Annotated in this window: 17 protein-coding genes; 8 read left to right on the forward strand and 9 right to left on the reverse strand. The window is 69.4% G+C overall.

What is annotated here, in order from left to right; all coding sequences use genetic code 11:
* Positions 1-1,739, forward strand: a 1,739-nt coding sequence (locus CSC76_RS16275) for a hypothetical protein (protein ID WP_202923554.1), incomplete at its 5' end; no start/stop codon positions are given.
* Between the two features lie 258 nt (positions 1,740-1,997).
* Positions 1,998-4,022, forward strand: coding sequence for a heparinase II/III family protein (locus CSC76_RS16280; RefSeq protein WP_162111020.1), 2,025 nt, complete (start codon positions 1,998-2,000; stop codon positions 4,020-4,022).
* A gap of 9 nt (positions 4,023-4,031) precedes the next feature.
* Here the strand turns inward: CSC76_RS16280 and CSC76_RS16285 are convergent, their stop codons facing one another.
* The 9 genes from CSC76_RS16285 to CSC76_RS16325 form a co-directional block, all read right to left on the reverse strand.
* Positions 4,032-4,955 (reverse strand): glycosyltransferase family 2 protein, encoded by a 924-nt coding sequence (locus tag CSC76_RS16285; protein ID WP_162111021.1) that lies wholly within the window; start codon positions 4,953-4,955, stop codon positions 4,032-4,034.
* Position 4,956: 1 nt separating this feature from the next.
* Positions 4,957-5,748 carry a glycosyltransferase family 2 protein gene (locus tag CSC76_RS16290; protein WP_162111022.1) on the reverse strand — a complete coding sequence of 264 codons (792 nt, stop codon included), beginning with the start codon at positions 5,746-5,748 and terminating at the stop codon, positions 4,957-4,959.
* Positions 5,745-6,944: a hypothetical protein gene (locus CSC76_RS16295; protein WP_238395031.1), complete on the reverse strand. Its 1,200-nt coding sequence runs from the start codon at positions 6,942-6,944 to the stop codon at positions 5,745-5,747. Before CSC76_RS16295 ends, CSC76_RS16290 begins: the two co-directional genes overlap by 4 nt.
* A 91-nt stretch (positions 6,945-7,035) precedes the next feature.
* Entirely contained in the window at positions 7,036-7,677 is a 642-nt protein-coding gene (locus tag CSC76_RS16300) for a polysaccharide deacetylase family protein (protein WP_202923555.1), read from the reverse strand.
* 31 nt (positions 7,678-7,708) lie between these two features.
* Positions 7,709-8,857, reverse strand: a complete 1,149-nt coding sequence (locus CSC76_RS16305) for a glycosyltransferase (RefSeq protein WP_162111023.1) — start codon at positions 8,855-8,857, stop codon at positions 7,709-7,711.
* Positions 8,858-8,864: 7 nt separating this feature from the next.
* Positions 8,865-10,214 carry a phenylacetate--CoA ligase family protein gene (locus CSC76_RS16310; RefSeq protein ID WP_238395032.1) on the reverse strand — a complete coding sequence of 450 codons (1,350 nt, stop codon included), beginning with the start codon at positions 10,212-10,214 and terminating at the stop codon, positions 8,865-8,867.
* Entirely contained in the window at positions 10,211-11,761 is a 1,551-nt protein-coding gene (locus CSC76_RS16315) for an oligosaccharide flippase family protein (protein ID WP_162111024.1), read from the reverse strand. The genes CSC76_RS16310 and CSC76_RS16315 overlap by 4 nt, the downstream gene beginning before the upstream one ends.
* Positions 11,758-13,053, reverse strand: coding sequence for an O-antigen ligase family protein (locus tag CSC76_RS16320; protein ID WP_162111025.1), 1,296 nt, complete (start codon positions 13,051-13,053; stop codon positions 11,758-11,760). The genes CSC76_RS16315 and CSC76_RS16320 overlap by 4 nt, the downstream gene beginning before the upstream one ends.
* A 21-nt stretch (positions 13,054-13,074) precedes the next feature.
* Positions 13,075-14,142 carry a polysaccharide deacetylase family protein gene (locus CSC76_RS16325; RefSeq protein ID WP_238395034.1) on the reverse strand — a complete coding sequence of 356 codons (1,068 nt, stop codon included), beginning with the start codon at positions 14,140-14,142 and terminating at the stop codon, positions 13,075-13,077.
* 185 nt (positions 14,143-14,327) lie between these two features.
* Between CSC76_RS16325 and CSC76_RS16330 the strand changes: the two genes are divergently transcribed.
* The 6 genes from CSC76_RS16330 to CSC76_RS16355 all read left to right on the forward strand — a co-directional run.
* Positions 14,328-15,002 carry a hypothetical protein gene (locus CSC76_RS16330; RefSeq protein ID WP_162111026.1) on the forward strand — a complete coding sequence of 225 codons (675 nt, stop codon included), beginning with the start codon at positions 14,328-14,330 and terminating at the stop codon, positions 15,000-15,002.
* A 48-nt stretch (positions 15,003-15,050) separates the two neighbouring features.
* A complete protein-coding gene (locus CSC76_RS16335) occupies positions 15,051-15,641 on the forward strand; it encodes a class I SAM-dependent methyltransferase (RefSeq protein ID WP_162111027.1) in 591 nt (196 codons plus the stop codon).
* Positions 15,634-16,809: a glycosyltransferase gene (locus tag CSC76_RS16340; RefSeq protein WP_162111028.1), complete on the forward strand. Its 1,176-nt coding sequence runs from the start codon at positions 15,634-15,636 to the stop codon at positions 16,807-16,809. The genes CSC76_RS16335 and CSC76_RS16340 overlap by 8 nt, the downstream gene beginning before the upstream one ends.
* 27 nt (positions 16,810-16,836) lie before the next feature.
* Positions 16,837-18,897 carry an NAD-dependent epimerase/dehydratase family protein gene (locus CSC76_RS16345; protein WP_162111029.1) on the forward strand — a complete coding sequence of 687 codons (2,061 nt, stop codon included), beginning with the start codon at positions 16,837-16,839 and terminating at the stop codon, positions 18,895-18,897.
* Positions 18,881-20,023 (forward strand): GNAT family N-acetyltransferase, encoded by a 1,143-nt coding sequence (locus CSC76_RS16350; RefSeq protein ID WP_162111030.1) that lies wholly within the window; start codon positions 18,881-18,883, stop codon positions 20,021-20,023. The genes CSC76_RS16345 and CSC76_RS16350 overlap by 17 nt, the downstream gene beginning before the upstream one ends.
* Positions 20,020-20,944: GNAT family N-acetyltransferase (locus CSC76_RS16355; RefSeq protein WP_162111031.1), on the forward strand; the 925-nt coding region annotated here is incomplete at its 3' end. The genes CSC76_RS16350 and CSC76_RS16355, both read left to right, overlap by 4 nt.

Consider the following 20,944-nt stretch of genomic DNA (forward strand, 5'->3'; position numbering starts at 1 on the left):
CCCCCTCCCCCTCCCCGTCGCCCGTGCCGCCGGCTGCGGCACCCGCGACGGCGTCCGCTCCCGCGTCGCCGGAACAGTCCGGCGCCGACCTGCTGAAGATCGACCTGACCTTCGTCGACCGCAAATCGCCCGCGTACGCCCGCTTCCGCAGCTGGGTGGATGCGGCCGTCGCGGGTGGCCCCGGCTATGCCTTCAGCGCCAGCGATGCCGCCCTGATGTTCCTGCTCAGCGGCGGCGACAAGTACTGCGACCTCGCCGTGCGGATGGTGGAGAAGGAGGTGGCCGAGGCCGAAGCCGCCATCGCGACCGGTGCGCGTCCTGCGATCGCGGGCGATTCTTATCTGGAAGTCGGTCCCCGGATCGCGGATCTCGCGATGACCCTGCACGCCTGCCGCACCACCATCGACGCGACGCAGCAGCGGCGCTGGTCGTCCTATGCGGAGCAGGCGGTGTGGAACGTCTGGAACCATCCACGCGCGCAATGGGGTGGGCAGGCGCACGCATGGACAGGCTGGTCGGTCGACAACCCCGGCAACAACTACTACTACAGCTTCATCGAGGCGACGATGTACTGGGCCCTGGTGAGCGGCAGCCCGTCCTGGATGGACGACCTGCGCACGCGCCGCCTGCCGCCGCTGAAGGCCTACTACACCGGGCTGCCGGGAGGCGGCAGCCGGGAAGGCACGGGCTATGGCGCCGCGCAAATGCGCCTGTTCGGCCTGTATCGCCTGTGGAAGGACAGCACCGGCGAGGATCTCGCCGGCGCCAGCACGCATGCGCGCGACAGCATTCCCTATTGGGTGCATGCCACGGTCCCCACCCTGGACCGCTTCGCGCCGATCGGCGACCAGTCGCGCAACTCGGTGCCGGAACTGTTCGACTATCACCGCCGCCTCGTGCTCGAGGCGCGCCAGCTGACCACGGACGAAGAAGCGCGCGCGATGGCGTCGTGGTGGCTGGACAACATCTCGGTACCGCGGATGACGCAGGGCTTCAACAGCCGCTACGACCTGCTGCCCGCCGGCACGGGCGGCACCCCGCCGTCGGCACTGGTCTATCTGGCCGAAGGTGCGGGGCATCTGTTCGCCCGCAGCGACTGGGGCAAGGACGCCATGTGGATGTCCTTCGTCGCGGGTCCGTACAACGAAAGCCATGCGCACCAGGAACAGGGCGGCTTCACCCTGTTCGCGCGCGACTGGCTGGCGGTGACCGAGAACATCTGGAGCCACAGCGGCATCCAGCAGGGCACGCCGGTCCACAACGTGGTGCGGTTCGAGCGCGCCGATCCGGATGCGCGGCAATGCGCTGCGCCGCGTGGCGATGTGGTGGTGCACCAGTGCGAAACGCCGCAGTCCCGCGCGCGGTTGACGGTCACGCCGCGTGCCGATGGCGGCGTCACGGCGCAGGCCGACCTGACGCCGGTCTACCGCGGCAACCCCGCCCTGGAATCGTGGCAGCGACGCATCGATTTCGCGGGCCGTACGCTGCGGGTGAAGGACGACTTCCGCCTGGGCGCAGGCACCCGCGCCATCTTCCAGGTCAACGTGCCCGAGCGTCCCGTGGTCCAGGGCAACGAAGCCGTCGCCGGCCGCCTGCGCATCCGCGTGCTGGAACCGGCTTCCGCGACGTTGAGCGTCCATACCTGGAGCGACGAGGACCCACGGGAATTCCGTCGTGGGTGGCGGGTCGACGTGGCCGGCGGCCAGAGCGGCTATAGCGTCGAACTCAGCGAAAAATAAGGCTGTCCCCGGCACCAGCCCACGCCACGGGATCGACGAGCGGGCCGTCACAGTCCGGTGAACTCCCCTGCCGCAGGCTGAACCGGCACGCATTTCTGTGACCCAGGGCGTCCGTTTGCCTGAAGGCCCCACGTTATGATCCGCCCGCCGTTGCGCGGATCGCATGTAGCGAGGGGGCGCTGCAGCGGGTAGCCACCAGCCTCAGGGCTGTCGTCTTCCATGGTGTTCGTGCGCGGTTTTCTTGCCAGGAGAACCCCTTTGTCGCGCCCGTCCGCTCCCTCCCGCTTCACCCGCCGGCTCCCGCTTGCCCTGATCCTGGGCACCGCCGCACTCACCACCCTGACCGCTGCCAGCGCCGCAGGCGGCCTGTTCGGCCTGCGCGCCCAGGTCTTCGCCTCCGACGCATGGGACCGCGCCGAAGACGGCTTTGCGGACCTGCGCGACACCGGTCGCGACACCATCATCCGCTTCTGGACCCGCACCACGTCTTCGGCCAAGGCCGCACGCAGGACGCGGGAGCGTGGCGGCGCCACACTCCCGGTCGGCAGCGGCGGCACGCCGTCGCTGGGCAGCCTGGGCACCCGTCTCCCGGCCACCGGGGTGGACACCAGCCCGGTGCTGGGCAGCGGCGGCCGGGTCAGCTCGAATTCTTCGCGCCCCCGCCTGGTCAACCTGCCCATGCCGGTGCCGCCGGTCGACAAGAGTTCGACCGCCTATACCCGTTTCAAGGGATGGGTCGATGCCGCCGTCGCCGGCAACCGCGGCTACGGCTTCAGCGCGGCCGAGGCCGCCCTGATGTACCAGCTCTCGCCCGAAGCCAAGTACTGCACGCTGGCCATCCAGATGGTCGAAGAGCAGGTGACCGCCGCCGAATCCGCCATCGCCGCGGGCGGGCGCCCGGCCGTTGCCGGTGACTCGTACCTTGAGGTCGGCCCGATGATCGCCGACGTCGCCTCCACCATGACCGCCTGTGCCGGCAGCATCACCTCCAGCCAGCGCACGCGCTGGTCGGCCTACGCCGAGCAGGCGGTGTGGAACGTCTGGAACTACAACAGCGCGCAATGGGGCGGCCGCAGCCATCCGTGGTCCGGCTGGTCGATCAACAATCCCGGCAACAACTACTACTACAGTTTCGTCGAAGCCACGATGTACTGGGCGCTGGCCAGCGGCAACAGCACCTGGTTCAATTTCCTGCGCGACAATAAGCTGGCGGCCCTGCAGGCCTACTTCGCCCGCCTGCCCGGCGGCGGCAGCAGCGAGGGCACTGGTTACGGCACCTCGCACATGCGCCTGTTCTCGCTGTACCGCATCTGGCGCGACGCCACCGGCATGGACCTGGCCAACGCCAGCAGCCATGCGTCCGACAGCATCCCGTACTGGATCCATGCCACCGTGCCGACGATGGACCGCTTCGCGCCCATCGGCGACCAGGCGCGCAGTTCGGTACCTGACCTGTACGACTACCATCGCCGCCTCGTGCTCGAGGCGCGTTCGGTCAACACCAATCCCGTGATCCAGAACCAGGCGACCTGGTGGCTGAACAACATCTCGATCGCACGCATGGGGTCGGGATTCAACTACCGCTACGACCTGTTGCCGGCGGGCACCACGGCGACCCCGCCCACGGACCTGATCTACCACGCGCGCGGCACCGGCCACCTGTTCGCGCGCACCGGCTGGACGCGCGACGCGATGTGGCTGGCGATCGTCGCCGGCCCGTACAACGAAAGCCATGCCCACCAGGACCAGGGCTCGTTCACCCTGTTCTCGGGCGACTGGCTGGCCGTCACCGCGAACATCTGGAGCCACAGCGGCATCAACCAGGGCACCGACGTGCACAACCTGGTGCGCTTCGTCCGCAACGGCACCGTGGCGCGCCAGTGCGAATCCACCACCCGGGCCTCGACGCTGACGGTCACTCCGGGCAGCGGCGGCGCATTCACGGCCGACGCCAACCTGACCCCGGCGTTCTGCAACACCGACGCGGTGACCAACTGGCGGCGCAATTTCAGTTTCGCCAATCGCCGCCTGACCGTCCGCGACACGTTCTCCATCACCAGCGGCACCACGGCCACCTTCCAGGTGAACGTACCGGTCGCGCCCACCCTGGTGAACAGTCGCGAAGCCACCGCAGGTCGCCTGCGGGTGCGCGTGCTCGAGCCGGCCAACGCCACCATCAACAGCAACTTCAGTACCGGCAAGTACGTGGAAGATGGCGCCCGCTACCGCATCGACGTGCAGGGCGGCACCACGGGTTACGTAGTGGAACTGAGCGAGATCTGATCCCGCGCTTCAGGGATTCCGCACGAGCCGCCGCCCGCGCATGCGCAGGCGGCGGCGCGCGTCCAGCACCTGCACCGGCAGGCAGCTGACGGACATCAGCCCGATGCGCTCCAGCGTGGGACGCTCGCACAGCGCCGGCGCCAGCAGCCGCCGCGCCGGAGGCAGCCTGCGGGCATGGATCAGGTGGCGCGCGAAATCGGTGCGGATCGCCCGTACCTTCCAGCGCACCATCGCGGGGGGCAGCGCCAGCATGTCGCCCAGCATCCGCGCGTTGAATATCTCCGCGGCCGCGCATCGCTCGATGCGGCTGGTCAGGCTGCCCTGCGCTGGCGTGTAGTGGCCTACCAGCATGGGGCAGGCGCGCACTTTCCAGCCTGCATGCGCGATGCGCAGCCACAGGCTGTAGTCCTCGGCGCCGATGAGTTCGTCTCCGTCGAAGAACCCGCCCAGCGCGTCGAACAGCTCGCGCCTGACCACGCTCATCGAGGTGCAGATCCGGTTGCTGCGCCACAGCAGGTCGAAATCCATCTCCACAGGCAACGCCGTGCGGTCCTCGCGCGCACCGCCGTGTACCAGGCCGACGCGCGGGTCCGCCGCCAGCGCCATCTGCGCCCGCATCTTGTGCGGCAGCCAGCTGTCGTCCGCGTCCAGGAACGCCACCCAGGCCGCCGATGTGGCGCGTACGCCGGCGTTGCGTGCCGCCGCGGGTCCCGCGTTGGCTTGCCGCACCAGCACGACCCTGCCCCGATAGCCGGCGACGATGCGCGCCAGGTCCTCGCCATCGGGCGAGCCATCGTCCACCACCACCACCTGGCGTGGCGGCAGCGTCTGGGCCATCACACTGTCCAGCGCGCGCGCCAGGGTGCCTGCGGCCCGGTAGGCGGGAATCACCACGGCATAGTCGCCGAACGTCATGGGGGAAGATGGCGGCATGTCAGACGGGCCTGGACAAGGGACGTCGCTTGAGCAGCGCATGCCCCACGTAATGCAGCATGCACCACGCCGACCGCGGCAGGGTCAGCCGTTCGATTTCGCGGTAAATGCGCCACTGCCACCCGGCGGCGCGCAACTTGTTCGCCGATACCGAGCCGCCCCGCACCAGGTAGTACGCCAGCGGACGCGTCTCCGGGACCCGTTCGGCGTGCCCGGCGCGGCGTACCCGGTCCAGCCAGAATACGTAGTCTTCGTGCCCCGTCTTCTGGAACGCGGCATCGCCCAGCGAGCGCGCGTAGATGCCGGTAAGGTTGCCGATCCGGTTGCTGTAGAGCATGCCTGCATAGTCCACCCGTTCCGGCGGCACCACCTGCGCCAGCGCGCGGCCATCCTCGGCCACCCGCTGGTACGCGGTGTAGCAGACGCGCGCGCCGGTACGCGCCATGTGCGCCAGCTGCAGCGCCAGTTTTTCCGGTTCCCACCAGTCGTCGCTGTCCAGGAAGGCGACGTGCGTGCCGCGCGCTTCCTGCAGCCCGCGGTTGCGCGCGGCGGCGACGCCGCCATTGGCCTGGTGCACGGCCACCACCCGCGCATCGCGTGCGGCGTAGGCGTCCATGATCGCGGCCGAACCGTCGTGCGAGCCGTCGTCCACCAGGATAAGTTCCAGCCACCGGTGCGTCTGCGCCAGCACCGAATCGATCGAACGCGCCATGGTCGCCTGCGCGTTGTAGACGGGCATCACCACGCTGACGAGCGTCGCATCCGGTGCCGGCACGGGCTCAACGGGACTCATGCCGCGGCCTGCGCCTGCCGCCCACCCGCCCACGATGCGCGGGGCGGTGGCAGGTGGAAATCGCGGTAGTCGCCGGCATTGCCCTGCATGCCGGCTTCGGCGGCCTTCACGATGTTGTAGGCCTCGCGCGCGCTCACATAGTGCAGCACGTAGCGCTGGCCATCGTTGTAGGCCGACTCCAGATAGTCGTGCATCGCGTCCACCGGCGGACCCAGCAACGTATCCATGTCGCCTTCCTGGGTGCCATGCGTGTGGATCTTCACGAACACCCACTCGGGACGGCCCTGCACGTGCACGCCGGCCCGCACCCAGGCATCCACGCGCTGCGGAGTCGGCGGCTGCCCGCCACGCACGTCGGCGTTCTCGATGCGCGGCATCAGGCCCATGCGGCGGTCCTTCCAGTTAAGTCCCAGCGGCCCCTGGATCAGCATCAGATCGCCGCTCGCCTGCCCACCCACGCGCACCGGCACGCCGGTATCGTGCGATTTCGGCGCGTCCGGATCGTCGGTGGCGTAGTAGATGCTGTTGATCGTGCGGGTCTGGGTATCGCTGGGCGCGGACGGCAGGGTGAAATCCGCATAGCAACCCAACTCGCGCAGCAGGATGAGTTCGTTGTCCAGGCCGCACCAGCGTCCGTCCGGCCGCGAGTTGTCCAGGCACCAGTTGCCGTGGATGAAGCCGAACCGCAGCTCGCCCGTCGCGGGATCGCGCGGCAGCGCGCCGTGCCGCTCGTGCAGCACGCGGCAGAAGCGCGACATGCCTTCGCGGAAGTTGGCCTCGGTGTCGTTGTCGTGGTGCAGGTGCACCTCGATCTCGCCATAGCCTTCGGCGCACAACGCCGACAGCTTGTCGAGATACTCCGGCACGTACTCTTCCTCGGGGTAGAAGAAGCTGTGCTGGGGCGGACGCCCATCCGCATCGCGGTGCCGAGCCGCCAGCGCGCGATAGTCGCGGCACCAGCGATCGACGCGCAGCCGCTGCGTGGCTTCGTCCGCGCCGTGCCACATGGGCTCGAAGTGATCGACGAAGCAGAACATCACGTGTACGGGGCCCGGCGTGGCGGTCACCCGCGGGCGGCGCAGGTAACTGCCGATCCATAGCTCCATGTTGCGCGACCGCAGCAGCGCCCATACCGCCACCGCCGCCATCGCGAGGATCGCGACCACCGCCGCTGCCGCCCACACCAGAATGTCCACGCGCCTCCCCTTCGTCCTGTCGGCGTGCGCCGACGTACCCGTCACCATCGAAAACGCGGCGGGGGCGCCGCACCGGCCACGCGGAGGATCTTCAGCGGACGTGCGGCAACGCGCGCAGCGAGAATCCCTGTGCGATCCACTCGGGGATCAGCGCACGCAGCAATGTCAGCGAATGCTCGCTGTCGTCGTGCATCAGGATGATGTCGCCACCGCGCGGCGGATGGCGCTGGATCGTCTCCAGCAACTCCGGCACCGGCCGGCGGCTGTAGTCCAGGCTGTCGTAGGACCAGTAGTCGATGCGGTGGCGCCGACGCACCAGGCTGGCCAGCATCGCCCCTGTCAGCACGCCGCGCGGAGGCCGGAACGCATGCCGCGAACGGCCATCGATGCCGGTGAGCAGGCGCTGGGTGCGTTCGACCTCTTCCAGCTGCTCGTCCAGCGTCAGCGCTTCGAACCGCGGGTGCGAATAGGAATGGTTGCCCAGCGTATGCCCTTCCGACGCGATGCGGCGCGCCAGTGCATCGTGGCGCTCCACCTCGCGCCCGACCAGGAAGAAGCTGGCCTTGGCACCATGCTCCGCCAGCAGGTCCAGCAGCGCGGGCGTGTGGTCCGGATGGGGGCCATCGTCGAAGGTGAGATACAGGTTGCGCGCCGCGTCCGTCGGGCCGGACGTCATCAGCCAGCCGTTCGGCAGGAAGCGCAGCACTCTCAGTCGGCGCGGGCGCGGATTCATGGCGATGCGTTCGACGGATGGAGCGGTGCGTTCATGATACGCGGCCTTGCAGCGCCATCGCCGCCGAGGACAGGTCGGACGAGACATCGTAAAGGCCGTGGTAGCGCTCGGCCATGGTGCGGAACGAGGCTTCCGCCTGGGCCCAGGCGTAACCTGCCCGCCCCATGGCGGCGGCCTGTTCGCCGCCGCGCAGCAGGGCGATCAGCGCGGTCGCGATGGCGGCGGTGTCGCCCGAGGGCACCAGCCGACCGTTGATGCCATGGCGGACGATCTCGCGGTTGCCTCCCACGTCGGTCGCCACGATCGGCAGCGACGATGCGCACGCTTCCAGCAAGGCGACCGAATACCCCTCGCTCGTCGATGTCAGGGCGAACACCTCCATGCCGGTCAGCAAGCGCGGCACGTCGTGGCGGTCGCCCATGAAGCGCACCGCATCGGACAGACCCGCCTGTTCGGCCTGGGCCTCCAGCGCAGCGCGCAGGGGACCATCGCCCACGATCACCAGCGCCGCTTCAGGCACCTGCACCCTCACCTTCGCGAACGCGCGGAGCAGCAGGGCGTGGTCCTTCACCGGCTGGAGCCGGCCCACGGTACCGATGATGCGGCTGCCGGTCGGCAATCCCAACTCGGCGACAAGCGACTGGCGCGCCACGTCGTCGGCGGGCCGGAAGCGCTCCAGGCGGATGCCGTTGGGCACGGACAGCAACGCGCGCCGCGGACGCATACCGTCGGCGGCAAAGCGCTGGCGCGCCGCCTCGCACACCGCGACCGCATAGTCGGTGCCGCGCAGGCTCTGCCGGTACAGCCATTCCTGCCTGCCGCTCCGGGTGCGCCCCCCCATGCCGTGGCGTGTGTTGATCCTGCATTTCACGGGCAGGCCGAGGGAGGCGAGCACGGCGTAGTAGTGCGCCATCGCGTTATGGGTGTGGATCACCGCATCGGGCGACTGGCGGATCAGCGCGCGCGCGCGCCGCAGTGCGCGCAGGTCCAGCCCGGGACGCTTTCCGCAGGCATCCACGCGTACGCCGCTGGCCAGCAGTTCCCGGGCCAGCAGCCCCAGCTTGAACAGGCAGATCACCCGGCACTCATGGCCCGCATCGCGCTGGCTCGCGATCAGGTCCACCACGGTGCGTTCAAGGCCACCGCGATCCAGGTTCTCGACGACATGCACGATCTCCACGCTTTTCCTAACCCCCCAGCTCAGACACGGTGACGCGTTGCTTCCCGCTGGGCGTCAGCGGAATCTCGTCCGTCAGGCGGAACTCCAGCGCCACGCTGTCGCCCACCACCTTCATCAATTCGCCGCGCACGCGCTCGATGACGCCCGGGTCGAACCCTTCATCCGGCACGACCAGGATCTCGAACGCATCCAGGCGCTTCTGCACGACCTGGTAGCGGCGGATGCCGGTCGCATAGAGAAAGGCGTACACCACGTACTCGCCCGGCACGAACCGCCCGTCCGGGGTCCGCAGCGCATCCAGCTTGCGCCCGTCCACGCTCGCCAGCCGCGGCAACCCGCGCCCGCAGGCGCAGCGCCCATGGCCCGGCGTGGCCAGATCGCCGTTGACGTAGCGGAGCAGCGGCATACCGTAGTTGTGCAGATCGCTGACGACCAGCTCGCGCGGACCGTCCGCGCCGGCGCCTTCGCCGTGCCCCAACTCCACAACCAAGTGGTCGGCGTTCACGTGCAGGCCGTCGCGGTGCTCGCACTCGGCGGCGATGAGCATGAACTCGCGGCAGCCGTAGGTATTGAACGCCGGCGCACCGAAGGCCTGCTCGATGCGCTGTTTCTGCGACGCGTGCAGAGCTTCGGCCGCGCCGAGGATACGCGCGGGCGCATGCACGCGCCGGCCGCTGGCGGTCAGCCAGTCCGCCATTTCCACGATCGGCGCCACGTAGGACACGATGGTTTCGGGACGGAAACGGTCGATCGCATCGGCGTACTCGGCGATCCGGGCGCGGTCCATGTCGAAGGCGTTGAGCATGCGACGGTTGAACGCGCCGTGGAACAGGCGCTCCTTGCGCTTCTGCGCGCCCAGCGGCGTGCCCCACAGGTACAGCGTCCGTTGCCCGAGGCGTGCGCCGGCCCAGCCGTACCCTCGCCACATGACCGCCACCCGTCGCTCGTAGCTCTCCCGGGTATAACCGAACTTCAGGGGCTCGCCGGTGGAGCCGCCCGTGGTCTTGTAGAAAAGGCCCGCGCGGTGGGTGTCGGCGATCAGGCGGTCGAAGTTCGCCCGGATGGTGGGTTTGTCCAGCACGGGCAGGCGCGCGAAATGCGCGCGGTCGCGGATGTCCTCGGGCGAAGCGATGCCCAGCGCCGACCAGTTCTGCCGGTAGTAGGGCACATGGTCCCAGCAATGGCGCAGCAGCGCCTGCAGCTTTCGCCACTGCAGCGCATCGATCTGCTCCGGATCCAGCCACTGCTGCCGCTCGTACTCCCGCAGGTAGGCCAGCGTCTTGCGGCGGCGCAGCCCCGACTCGTAGGCGGGGAACAGCACGTGGCGGAACAGCGGTTCGTACAGGCTGGCCATCATGCGTTCTCCCCTGCGCGGGCATGCGCCCAGGCAAGCAACCGTGCACCTGCGCGCGGCCGGCCCGCGGCGAACCGCCGATGCAGCAGCTGCAGATGCTCGATGTCGTCGCGACTCCAGCAGCGCAGTACCAGCGTGAACAGCGCATACGACAGCACCAGCAGCACGCCGCCCAGCACCACCGCCGCCCACGGCACCAGGTGACCGCGCAGCGGCCAGGCCAGCGCGGCGGCCAGTGCGCCGGCCAGTGCCACGCGCCCGAGTGCGCCCCATGCGGGCCGCGCATGGCTGATCCGGATCGCCAGCGAGATGTAGGCCGTGGCGTTGACCAGGGCCACGGTCAGGTAGGCGACCACCGCGCCCACCAGCGCGTAATGGGCGATCAGCACGGCGTCCAGCGCCAGCTTGAGCACGCCGCACATCACCACCAGCACCAGGATGCTCCGCTGACGGTCCGCACTGACCAGCAGGCTGGAAGCCCCCTGCGTCATGGTCGTCACACAGGTCGCGAACAGGCACGCGGAGAACAACGGGCCGGCCGCCCAGTATTCCTTCCCGTACAGCAGGTGGATCACGTCGTTGCCGAACACCAGGCCGAACGCCATCAGCGGGGTCGCCAGCAAGGCCAGGTAGTGGGTGGTGCCGACGAAGCGCCGCGCTGCCACCTCCCTGCCCTGGCTCAGTGCGCCCGCCATCATCGGCAGCAGCAGCGCACCGAACACGCCCGGCACCAGCGCCGCCGCGCCCACGGCCAGCTGGTAGGCCACCTTGAACTGGCCCGCGTCGTGGCTGTCGGCATACAGGTTGAGGAACATCACCTCCACCTCGCTGGCCACCAGGAAGCTCACCGACACCGTCAGCGCCGTCCAGCGCATGTGGTGGCCCATCCTGGCGCGCAGCGCCGGGGGCAGCACGACGCCGGCGCGGCGCGGCGGCAGCAAGGGACGGATCTGCCGCAGCGACACCACGTAGAACACGATGCCAGACAGCGAGAACACCGCCAACAACCATTCCACCGGCGCATCGAGTTGCCACGCCGCGATCACCAGCAGCAGGTTGATCGGCGTCGAGACCAGCGCGACGATCGCAGTCGCCCGGAAGTTCTCGAACCCCTTCGCCACGCCGATGTTGAACATGTAGGACGAGCGCAGGACCACGCCCACTATCAAGAAGCCGAGCAGCATCACGTGGTTCATCCCGGGCGCGACCTGGTCGCCCGCGAAGATGAACAGTGCAGCGCCTCCGGCCAGCACGAACAGCATGAACACGCGCTGGGCCTTACGCAGGTAGCTCAGGACGTAGGGGATCTGCTCCAGGTGGCCGGCGCCGCGCAGCTCGGCCACGAACTTGATGGCCGCACTGGCCGTGCCGGAGTTGGTGGTGGCCACGCCGACCGCCACCAGCCAGATCACCAGGCTGTAGGTACCGAAGCCGTCGGGGCCCAGGTGGCGGGCGATGATGATCGACGTGAGCATGCCCAGCACGTACTCGGTGTACATGCCCACCGAAGAGAAGAACGTGTTGCTGAGCGTGCGCGAGCGGTCGTTCATGCCAGGGCCAGAAGGACCTTCACGGTCAGGTATAGCCCAATAACGCCGATTACGGCGTAGGAAGGCCAGCGGATGAGATCCTTCTCTAGGGAGAACACGGGCAGGCTGGGATACGTGGCGCGCATCCGCGTGTAGTGGCCCACGACCAGCGCGACCAGCAGGTACAGGATGACCACATAGCTGCGGCTGAGGAAGAACGCCGCGGTGAAGAAGCCGGTCAGCGACAGCAGCAGGCACAGGCTCAGGGCCTTGTCCGTCTTCCAGTCCTTCAGGGCCACCTCGTCGGGCACCTCCAGGGGGACGTCGTCGATGATGTCGTCGCCGCGCTCCACGATGGCCAGCATCATGCGGAAGCAGTAGCCCACGATGGCCAGCCAGATCGTGAAGCCGATGATGCCGGTCTCGGCCAGCACCAGGACGAAGGAGTTGTGCGCGGTCAGTTCGTGCAGGTCCGAATAGCCGCCGGCGCCGATGCCGAACACCGGGCTGCCGATGAACATCTGGATGCCTTCGTACCAGGACTCCACGCGCCCCATGGCCGACGCCTCGGAGACTTCCATCTCCTGCAGGCGCGAGGGCAGCATCATCAGTCCGCCCAGCGCCCCCACGCCCATCAGGGCGGCCATCACCACGCCGCGGGTGCGCCACACATAGACGCCCAGCATGGCCACCAGCGCCAGCAGCGTGCCACGCGAATTGGTCAGGTAGCAGCCCCACACCAGCAGCACGATGGCGGTCCACCAGAACAGGCGCTTCAGGCCCAGCCAGCCACCGCGGCTGCTCAGGTAGAACGCCATCGGCAGGCACATCACGAACAGCATGCCCAGGTCGTTGGGATCGTTGAAGATGCCGACGTACTGGATGCGCGTGCCCTGCGACAGTTCCACCCCCGTCCAGCCGATGCCCGTGCTGGCCTGCTCGATGCCGTGCACCGCCAGCACCGAGGCGCAGATCACGAACACCCCCATCGCCGCCTGCAGGCGCGCGCGCGTGTCCACGGCGTTGGCGAGCAGCACGTAGGCCAGCAGCACCGGCGCGAACACGAAGAACACGAACAGCGCGCCTCCCGCCCAGCCGTTCACTACCTTGGAGACCATGGCCACCAGCAGGAACGCCGGAATCAGCAGGTACTGCGGCTGGTTGAACGACTTGCGCTGCGAGAACAGCCACAGGCCGGCCGCCAGCACCAGCGCGATCGACTGCAGCGGCGGCCCGGGCGATTCGGCCACCGCGGGATAGTCCTGGGGCCGGATCAGCACCAGCACCAGGTACACCAACAAGAAATAGAACATGTCCCCTGTCGCTCCCCTGCCTCAACCCGTTCGCAATCGCGAGGCGTAGGTGAACAGTTCCGGCATCGCCATCATCGCCTGGAACCACGGCATGTCCATGTGCCGCTCCACCGGCAGCCGCGGCAGCGCGTACTGCGTGCGCGGGCCCGGACGGCTCACGCCGGCCACGTAGCTGCACGCCAGGTCGAACCCCGCCTCGCGCACCGCCTGCACCGTATCGTGATTGAAGGCGTCGGGCCCGCCCACCGGGTACGAGATGACCCGCGCCGGCACGCCCAGCTCCCGCTCCAGCGCCTGCTTGGACCCGCGCACCTCGTCCAGCATGCGCCCCGGCGACAGCTTGGCCAGCATGCGGTGGTCCACGCCGTGCGAACCGATCTCCATGCCGCCGCGCTGCATCTCGCGCAGCTGGTCCCAGGTCATTGGCCGGCAGTCCGGGTGTCCGCCCGCGCGCAGGATGCCCCAGTCCGCTTCCAGCCGCGAGACGAGGTCCGCCTGCATGTCGTCGTCCAGCAGCTTCACCCGGTACAGCAGGTCGGCGGCCTGCCGCCGGCGTTCCGGCAGTGCCGCCTCGATGCGCCAGTCGATGTCCAGCTCGGGCACGTGCAGGCGCTCGCCCGCGGGGACCGAGCACAGCATGTGCACCAGCCAGTCGTACGCATACGGCCGGCCCGAGTCGATGTGCCCGGTGGAGACGAAGAACATCGCCGACATGCCCAGTTCGCGCAGGATCGGGAACGCGACCCGGTAGTTGTCGTCGTAGCCGTCGTCGAAGGTCACCAGGACCGCACCGGCCGGTAGCGGCACGCCCCGCTGCTGGTGGTCCAGCACCTCGTCGAAACGCATCGGCACGAAGTGCACCTTCAGATGGCGCATCTGTTCGCGGAACGCCTCGGCGGACGCGCTGATCAGCTCGGGGTCGAAGCTGAAGTCCTGCGGCTCGGCGGACTCCAGCACACGGTGGTACGCCAGCACGCGCGCTTCCCCGCGCGCGCCCGGCCTCACCCGCTTCAGCAATGGCAGCGCACCCAGCCGATGGCACCAGCGTGCCAGCAACTGGCGGCGTCCTACGCGCGCCGCGACGCTCACCGATGATCCCCTGGTCATCATCTTCCGCATGTTCGGCAACCTTGCCTGTGCAGGGGTATACGCAAAAAGGAAGCGCACGCGGCCAGGGCGCGACTGGCCGGATCGGCCCCCGGATCGCGTATTGCAGGTAAAGCAGACACCACGCGCCGGACCGGCGCCGACGGCGAAACAGGGGCGCGTCACCAATGTCGGAAGATACCGACTTCGTCAGCATGTACGAAGAACTGGGGCTGGACGCCGAGTGCGGCATGGACGCATTCAAGCAGGCCTACCGCCGTCGCGTGGCCGCCCTTCACCCGGACATGCAGGGCGATGACTCGGACCTGCCGCGCCTGCAGCGGCTCAACCGCATGTACGAGGCCACCCTCGATTTCCATCGCCTGCATGGCCGGCTGCCGGGCGCGTCGGCACCTCCCCGCGCCACGCGCGCACCCGCCCCGTCGGACCTGGACGAAGCCGCCTGGGCGCCGGATATCGAAGCCCCGGCGGCACCGCGCGGACGCCGGCGCTATCTGCTGGCCGGCGCCTTGTTGGCGGCGTTGCTGTACTGGCTGGGCGCGCACCGCACCTCCATTCCCCCCCTGGATCCGACCGGACCGGGCGACAGTGCCGCCGCGGCCTGGATGCCTCGTCCCTCCAAGCAGCTGGAACTGGGCATGGATCCGGATCAGGCTCGGCGCATCCTGGGCAATCCCACCGTCGAACACCCCGCGCGCTGGCAGTACGGGCCGTCGTGGGTCGACTTCGAATGCGGCAGGGTCAGTGGCTGGTACAGCGCGCCGGCACGGCCCCTGCAGGTGGAACGGGATTCGGCGCACCAGGTGGCCGCGGGGCCGCGTGGCGCGGCGGACTGCAGTTGACGTAGAACAGGGAAAGGGGACAGCGGAATGTGGAGCGATGCCACCAGATTGCTGAGGAAGGCCCAGCGCCGGCTGTGGATGAAGTACGCACTGCGCGGCGTGGGCGGCAACGACAACCACGCGCGGCTGGATCTGGCCTACCGCATGCCGGATCCCTGGAACATGGAGTCGCCGATGGAGCGCGCGCGCTTCGAGGCCACCAACAGGGTCATCGAACAGGCGTTCGGTCGCGTGGGCTCGGTGCTGGAGATCGGCTGCGGCGAAGGCCACCAGACGCAGCATCTGGCCCGGCTCAGCGCTGAGCAGTACGGGCTGGATGTCAGTCCGGCCGCCATCGAGCGCGCCCGCGTGCGCCTGCCCCAGGCCCATTCCGCCGCCGTCGATCTGTTCCAGCACCCCTGGGGCGAGGACCGTCCCCGCTTCGACCTGGTCACCGCCTGCGAAGTGCTGTACTACCTGAGCGACCCCGCTGCGACGGTCGCACGCATGCGCCATCTGGGCCGTTGCGGCCTGGTGACGTTCTTCGCGCCGGCCTGCGGACGCGTCGGGCCCCACGTGGAGGCCATCCCCGGCCTGCAGAAGACCTGGATCCATCACGGCGGCACCGCCTGGCTGATCGGCTGGTGGCGCGATGCGTGATCCTTCGGCCGTCCTGGAGGGGCGCGGCGTGGTGTATTTCGGCAACGACTGGAATGCGGAGAACCGCACCAGCAGCCACCACATCGCCATCCGCCTGGCCCAGCGCATGCCCGTGCTGTATGTGGACTCGCCCGGCATGCGCGCGCCCACCACCTCGGGGCGCGACCTCAAGCGCGCCTGGCGCAAGCTGACGGCCGCGCTCAAGCCGCCAGTGCAGGTGCGCGACGGCCTGTGGCACTGCACCGTGCCGCAGCTGCCGTTCCGCCGCATTCCCGGCGTCGATGCGTTCAACCGTGTGTTCAGCCGCTGGGCCGTGCGCCGAGCGCTGCGCAAGGCCGGCATCACCCGCTACCTGTCGTGGTTCGTGGTACCGCACCCGGGATTTCTCGCCCATCGCCTGGGCGAGGATTTCTGCGTGTACTACTGCATCGACGACTACGCCGCCCATCCCGGCGTGGATGCCGAACTGATCGGCCGGCGCGACGACACACTGAGCCGCGCGGCCGACCAGTTGTTCGTCGCACCGCCCGCACTGCTGCCCAGCAAGCAGGCGATCAACCCCACCACCACCTATGCGCCGCATGGCGTGGACCTGGATCTGTTCCTCACCGCGCGTTCGCCGGAAACCCCCGTCGCCGAAGGCGCGCGCGGTCTGACCGGCCCGGTGATCGGTTACATCGGTTCGCTGCACGAGTGGATCGACATGGAGCTGATCGCCTGGCTGGCGCAGGCACGGCCGCACTGGAGCTTCCTGCTGGTCGGACACGCCGCCGCCGATGTGTCGGCGCTGCGCCCGCTTCCCAACGTGCGTCTCGCCGGCCCGCAACCCTATGCCACGCTGCCGACATGGGCGAAGGCCTTCGATGCCGCGATCATCCCGTACCGGATGAACCGCCAGGTCGCCAATGCCAACCCGCTGAAGCTGCGCGAATACCTGGCCACCGGCAAGCCGGTGGTGAGCACGTACAACCCCGAGATCGCCAAGTTCTCCCAGTGGGTCCGCATCGCCGAGGACCGCGAAGGCTTCCTCGCCGCGCTCGACCAGGCGCTGGCCGAGGACAGCGAGGCCGCCGCCGAGGCCCGCGTGGCCGCCGTCGCGGCGCAGACCTGGGACCGCCGCGTCGATGACGTGCTGGCGACCGTGGCGCAGGCGCTGGCGCGCCGATGAACAACTCCCCTTGACGACCCTTTTCCCATGACCGTTCCTGCTTCCACCCGCCTGCGCGTCGCCCTGGTCGGCGCCGGTTACGTCGCCACCCACCACCTGGCTGCGCTCAAGCAGCTGGACTTCGTCGACGTGGTCGGCATCTGCGATCCGCAACTGCCGGCGGCGCAGGCGCTCGCCGACCGTTTCGGTGTCAAGCGCGTGGCCGCCCGTCTCGACGACCTGGCCGACCTGCAGCCGCAGGCCGTGTACGTGCTGACGCCGCCCGCCTTCCATGCCGCCATCGCGCTGCAGGCGATGGAGATGGGTTGCCACGTGCTGGTCGAAAAGCCGATGGCCGATACCGTGGCCGACTGCGAGTCCATGATTGCGGCGGCGCGCCTGCGCAAGCTGCAGTTGGGCGTCAACCATTCCGACCTGTTCGATCCGGTGGTGATGCAGGCCCTGCAGGCCGTGCGCGATGGACGCATCGGCGACGTGGTCTCGGTGGAGATCGTGCGCAATTCGGAGTACCCGCCGTACGCCGGCGGCCCGCTGCCAGGTTCGGTCACCCAGGGCTCCTACCCGTTCCGCGACCTGGGCGTGCATGGCCTCTACACCATCGAGGCCTTCCTTGGCCCGGTGCGGGACCTGCGCGTGGACTACCAGGCCCGCGGCACCGATCCGAACCTGCACTTCGACGAATGGCAGGCGCACGCGCAGGCCCGCGACGGCGTCGGCCGCCTGCTGCTGTCGTGGAATGCGCGCCCGATGGAGAACCGGGTATTCGTGCGCGGCACGCGCGGCACCATCGAAGTGGACCGCTTCCTGCAGACCTGCCGCATCCATCGCGTGCTGCCGGGTCCGAAGTTCATCGGCATCGTCGCCAACGCGTTCTTCAGCGCGGTGAAGGACGTGTTCCGCGTGCCATGGAACGTGGTGCGCTTCGCCACCGGCATGCTCAAGCCTTCGCCCGGCATCCGCCGCGGCGCGATCGAGTTCGCCAAGGCGGTCCGCGACAACGCCTCGCCCCCGTTCACCGGCGAGGATGCGCTGCGCATCGCGCGCCTGCTGGAGCCGGTGTGCGCCGCACCGGATGCCGAGCGCATCGCCCTGCTGGAGTCGCGCTACGTCGACCTGCCGCCGGCCGATGCGCTGGGGACCGGCGCCGCCGGCTTCCTCGGCAGGCGCGTGGTGGCGCGCCTGCGCGAGCAGGGCAAGACCGTGCGCGTGCTGGTACGCCGTCCGGTGGCCGCCTACGCGGACGATGCCGGCATCCAGACCGTCATTGGCGACCTGGGCGATCCGCGCATCGTGCGCCACGCGGTGAAGGGCGTGCCGCTGGTCTACCACGTGGGTGCCGCGATGCGTGGCGGTCCTCGCGATTTCGAAGCCGGCACCGTCTGGGGCACGCGCAACATGATCGAGGCGTGCGTGGCCGAATCGACGGCGCGCCTGGTCTACGTCAGTTCGATGAGCGTGTTCGATCACGCCAGCCGCGATCCCGGCGCGGTGATGACCGAATCCTCGCCACTGGAACCGCATCCCGAGTGGCGCGGCGCCTACACCCAGACCAAGCTCTCGGCCGAGCGCATGGTGCTGGATGCGGTGGCCAAGCACGGCCTGCCGGCCGTCATCGTGCGGCCGGGGCAGATCTTCGGTCCAGGCGCGGAGAAGGTCACGCCCAACGGCGTGATCGGGCTGGCCGGCCGCTGGGTCGCCGTGGGCGACGGCGCGCAGGCCCTGCCGCTGGTCTACGTGGACGACGTGGTGGATGCGCTGCTGTGCGCTGCCGAGGCGCCGCTGCCCGCGCAGCGCGTGTTCAACGTGGTGGACACCTCGCGCATCACGCAGCAGGACTACCTGGCGCGCTGCCGCCGCAAGCTGGGCGACGAGATCAAGGTGGTGCGCGTGCCGCGCTGGATGTTCATGCTGCTGGGCTTCGGCGTGGAGCAGTTGGGCAAGGTCCTGCGCCGCGACGTGCCGCTGACGCGTTACCGCGTGCGCTCGCTGCGCCCGCTGGCCAACTTCGACACCACCGCCGCGCGCGCGGACCTCGGCTGGACGCCGCGGACCGGCGTGGAGAAGGGCCTGGATGCGACGTTCGGCTGAGAACGGCACGCCCGCCACGCGGCATGACGTGCGGGTCGAGACCCTGCCCGCCATGGACGTGCTGGAAGCCCGCTGGCGCGCGCTGGAGGCACGCAGCCGTTGCAGCTTCTTCCAGAGCTGGATCTGGATCGGCACCTGGCTCCGCACGCTGTGCCCGTTGCCGCGCGCGCGCCTGCTGACGATCTGCGAAGAAGGGCAACCGATCGCCCTGGGCATCGTCGTGGAGCAACGCCGCGGCTTCGCGCTGGGCCTCAAGCATGTGCGCCTGCACGAAGTGGGCGACCGCACGCTGGACAGCATCACCATCGAGTTCAACGGCCTGCTGTCGGTCGCCGGACGCGAGCACGATGCCCTGGCCGCGTGTATCGCCCATTTCGAGGCGCACGAGCGCCACTGGCTGACGCTCTATCTGCCCGGCATCGACATGGACGACATTCCGCTGGAGCGGATCCGTTCCCCCCGCCTGCGCCTGCAGGTGAACCGCAGGCCGACCCCCTACGTGGACCTGGCGGGCCTGCGCCACGATGGCAACGACTATGTCGTCGCCGTTCCGGGCAGCCGTACCCGTGCGCACCTGCGCCGCACCGCGCGACGGCTCGTGGATACCTGCGGACCGCTGGCCTGCGCGGTCGCGATGGGCACCGACGAGCGGCTGGCCTTCTTCGATGCCCTGGTGCGCCTGCATCAGGCCCACTGGGACGAAGACACCGGCGAAAAAGGCGCGTTCGGCGATCCGCGGATCGTGGCCTTCCACCGTGCGCTGATCCGGACTTCGTCCCAGGAGGCCGGCGTGCACCTGATGCGCCTGAAGGCCGGGGACGTCGTGGTCGGCTACCTCTACCATCTGGTGTGGCGTGGGACCGCGTACTTCTACCAGGCCGGGATCGACTACCGGCGCGTGGGACGCACGGGCAGCCCGGGGCTGCTGCTGGTCGCCACCGCCATCAATGAATTCCTCGGCAATGGCTTCGACCGTTACGAGCTGATGGCCGGCCAGGCCGAGTACAAGCGTTCGCTGGCGATGGCCGAAGGCAGCATGGCGTGGCTGAGCATCGACCGGGTGGGCTGGCGTGCGCGCATCGTCGACCTTTACAGGCGCCGGCGGGGCCAGGACGCCCTGCCTTGAACGGGCTGCGGACACGCCTGCGCCCGCTGGACGCACTGGCGCCCTCCGACATCGCCGCGTGGGAGTCGCTGGCATGCGATGCGCCTGCCGGCATCCCCGCCCTGCTGCCCGGCATAGTGCAGGCGGCCGCGCGCTGGCTGACGCCGGACGATCCACCGGTGGTGCTGACCGTGGAGCGCGGTGGCGAGCTGCTTGCGCTGACCTGCCTGCAACGACGCGCCCCGGACCTGTTCGTGCCCCTGCCCCACTGGCGCGCCTACCGGCATCCGCACGCCTTCCAGTCCGGCATCCTGCATCGGACCGGCGAAGCCCATGCGGTCGCCGAGGCGATCGCCGGCCTGATGCGCCGCGGCAGCTGGCGGGAGCGCGCGATCCGCTGGCACTGCGTCGCCGCGGACAGCGACATGTGGAAGGCGCTGCGGGGCGCTGCGGGCCTGCACTGGATGCAGACCGCCGCTTCCCTGCGCCCGGTGCTGCGCCGGCACCCGGACGACGTACCGGCGGCCGCGCGGGTAGGCGCGGGCGTGGCGAAGGATCTACGACGCCGGCTGCGACGCCTGCAGGAGCGCGGCGATGTCGGCCTGCGGATCCTGCAGGGTGCGCAGGCCGACGCCGCTGCCGCGGCACGCCACCTGGCGCTGGAGCACGCCGGCTGGAAGGGCACCCGGGGCAGTTCGATGCAGGCGTCCGCCGCCGAACGCGGCTTCTTCCTGGAGGCGACGGCGCGCCTTGCCGCCGGCGGCCATCTGGTCTTCGTGGAAACGCTGTGCGGCGACCAGGTCGTGGCCAGCAGCAGCAACCTGCTGTGCGGTCGTGTGCTGGGGGGGGTCAAGACCGGCTGGGGTCCCGCATCTGCCGGCCGCGGTGCCGGCAAGCTGACAGAATGGCGCCTGGCGCTGGCGGCGAGTGCGGGATGCCACC

Origin of the sequence: Pseudoxanthomonas mexicana, from assembly GCF_010093385.1 — a bacterium.
In the GTDB taxonomy this organism is placed as follows: domain Bacteria; phylum Pseudomonadota; class Gammaproteobacteria; order Xanthomonadales; family Xanthomonadaceae; genus Pseudoxanthomonas_A; species Pseudoxanthomonas_A mexicana.